At 67.8% G+C, this 2424-nt stretch carries 5 protein-coding genes and 1 pseudogene; all 6 read right to left on the bottom strand.

Annotated features, from left to right (window positions below; all coding sequences use genetic code 11):
• Positions 1 to 202: pseudogene (rpl10e, locus tag B9G38_RS16100) on the bottom strand (50S ribosomal protein L16); the annotation flags it as partial.
• 149 nt (positions 203 to 351) lie between these two features.
• Positions 352 to 1116, bottom strand: a complete 765-nt coding sequence (gene nucS, locus B9G38_RS16105) for an endonuclease NucS (protein ID WP_086221051.1) — start codon at positions 1114 to 1116, stop codon at positions 352 to 354.
• Positions 1117 to 1170: 54 nt separating this feature from the next.
• Positions 1171 to 1320 (bottom strand): hypothetical protein, encoded by a 150-nt coding sequence (locus B9G38_RS18430; protein WP_198945724.1) that lies wholly within the window; start codon positions 1318 to 1320, stop codon positions 1171 to 1173.
• Positions 1321 to 1467: 147 nt separating this feature from the next.
• Positions 1468 to 1857, bottom strand: coding sequence for a type II toxin-antitoxin system VapC family toxin (locus B9G38_RS16110; RefSeq protein WP_086221052.1), 390 nt, complete (start codon positions 1855 to 1857; stop codon positions 1468 to 1470).
• A gap of 1 nt (position 1858) precedes the next feature.
• Positions 1859 to 2095, bottom strand: a complete 237-nt coding sequence (locus B9G38_RS16115; RefSeq protein ID WP_086221053.1) for an antitoxin VapB family protein — start codon at positions 2093 to 2095, stop codon at positions 1859 to 1861.
• A 58-nt stretch (positions 2096 to 2153) separates the two neighbouring features.
• On the bottom strand, positions 2154 to 2424 hold a 271-nt coding region (locus tag B9G38_RS16120), incomplete at its 5' end, for an adenosylhomocysteinase (protein WP_198945725.1).

The raw sequence follows: 2424 nt of genomic DNA on the forward strand, positions 1-2424 counted from the left end.
CGCTCTCCAGCGACCCGTGTCGGACCTGGAGCTCCTCCTCGACGCGGAGGCTGATCTGGACGGGGTAGTCGTCCGGCTCCGCGGAGAGGTCGCCCATGTTGTGCTGGGCGATCTTCGAGCCGGGGATGCCCGTGATGTACTCCCGGCGGGTGTACGACGGCTTGTCGATCGTCCGATACATAGAGGCGGGTTTGTCAGACATGGCTACTTGTCCGATGTAGCCCGCGCTGCGGCGATAAACCCTTCGATAGCGAGGCGCCTCCGTCGGCCCCTCGGGAGCCAGCGCCGGCGTTCCGCCTCGAATCGCGGTCCGCGTTGGCACGCCGCTCGGGTCACTCTTCCAGTCGCGGCTCACTCTTCTGGGGTCGGTTCGAGCGCGACGTGATCGAACCCGCGGTCCGCGAGACGCTCCGCGGCCCGGTCGGTGACCGACGGCGCGACGAGGACTCCGCGGACGGCGAGAGAGTCGTCTCGGCTGCTCTCGCGGCCTTCAGCGGGCTCCTCGATTCCCAGTTCCTCCCGCAGCGCCCGCACGTATCGCGCGAGCTGTCCCACGGCGTCGGGGCCGACCCGGCGGCGCTTCAGCTCGACGACGACCGGCGTGCCGTCGGCGTCGACGCCGAAGACGTCCATCGGGCCGGCGCTGGAGGGTCGCTCCGTCTCCCGCGGCTCGAACCCCGGCTCGACGAGGTCGGGGCGTTCCAAGATTCGGGTCCGGAGGTCCTCCTCGCTGCCGTGGAGGGTGAGGTCGCGACCGCCCGTCACGGCCATCGCGGAGAGCTGATGGACGTCGGAAAAGCGGACCGTCAGCGTCTCGTCGGGGCCGCTTCGGGTCGAGCGCACGCGGAGTCGCCCCTCGCGCACCGCGGCGCGGTGTTCTGACCCCGGCGGCTGCCAGTTGACCGGCTGGCGCCCCTCGTCGGTGTGGACTAAGGCCGCGCCGTCGGGCTTCAACACGAGTAGCCGGTCGCCGGCGCCCAGGTCCGAGGCGGCGCGGCCCTCGTAGGAGACCGTACAGGTGCCGAAGGCGCTGACGAGGTCGCCGCGCTCGAAGGCGTCCTCCAGCTCCCAGAGGGCCTCGCGGTGGCTCGGGTCGTGGAGGCTCGTGACTGTCACTGAGGTTCGTAGGCGGTTGCGGCTGAAAAAGGGTACGCGCCGGGTCAGTCGCGCTCAGTCGCCGCGCCGCGACACGGCGACGCCGGCGACGAAGAGGACGACGCCGAGCGCGAAGGCGGCGACGCGGAGCGTCGTGTCCGAGACGAGGATTCCGGCCAGAACTGATACGCCGAACCCGGTGTGTAACACCGCGGTCAGGTTCATGGGATCGGTACGGTCGCGCGGCACAAAAACGGGTCGACCCGTTGCCATCGCGCCGATCCAACCGCTTCGTGCGCCCGTTGACGCCGTCACAGCCGCTCACGGCACCGTGTGGATCTGTGAAGCGTGTTCAGTGTCGAAATTCTGTCCTCAGTAGCGTTCGATCTCGACGTCTAGTCGCTCGAAGTCGTCGACGTTTCGGGTCAGGACCGGTTCATCGACGACCTCGGCAGTGGCGGCGATGATCACGTCGCCGTCGCCCACAGGCGTCCCTTCGTTCTGTAGCTCACCTGCGAGTCGGCCGGCCTTCCGCATGACGGCGGTGTCGGCCGGATGGACCGGCTTCGAGGCGAGAATATTCTCGACCTTTTGACGCTCGTCCTCTGACTCGGTCGCTCGGGCGATACCGTAGTACAGCTCGAACAGCGTCATTGAGGAGATGCGCTGCTGGATCAGTTCCGTCTCCAGTTCCCGAGCCTTTTCCACGGCATCCTCGTCTCCGTTCATCAAGTCGATGAGGAACGACGTGTCCAGCAGCACGCTACGCCTCCCGAAGCCGGTCGGCGGTGTCCTCTAGCTCGGCGGCGCGTCGATTACGCCGCTCCTCGACGGCTTCACGGAGCGCGTCGGCTTCGTCGTCGCTCAGAACCCCAGCAAGTTCCAGCAGCGATCGCTCGCCGGCGAGCCGGAGAACGACGTCGGAGAACGTCTCGTCATCTCGCTTGTGAGCGGCGAGCCGGTCGTAGGCCTCCTCGGAGAGGCGGATGCTTTTCGACATGTGCATACGGTTGTATGCAGACTCACAAAGGCTTTTCTCAGGGATCGGCGCTGAACGCTTACGTCCCGTGCTCCCAGCTGCCCATGTACTCGCGCTGCTCGTCGCTGAGGGCGTCGTACTCGACGCCCTCGGCGGCGAGCTTGATGTCCGCGACCTCGCGGTCGAGCTCGTCGGGCACGTCGTGGACGCCGGCGTCGTACGCGTCGCCGTTGGCGGCCAGTTCGCGGACGACGACCGCTTGGACGCCGAAGCTCTGGTCCATCACCTCGACCGGGTGGCCGAGGGCGATGGGCGCGGCGAGGTTGACGAGCCGGCCCTCCGCGATGACG

The organism is Halorubrum sp. SD612 (genome assembly GCF_002135005.1).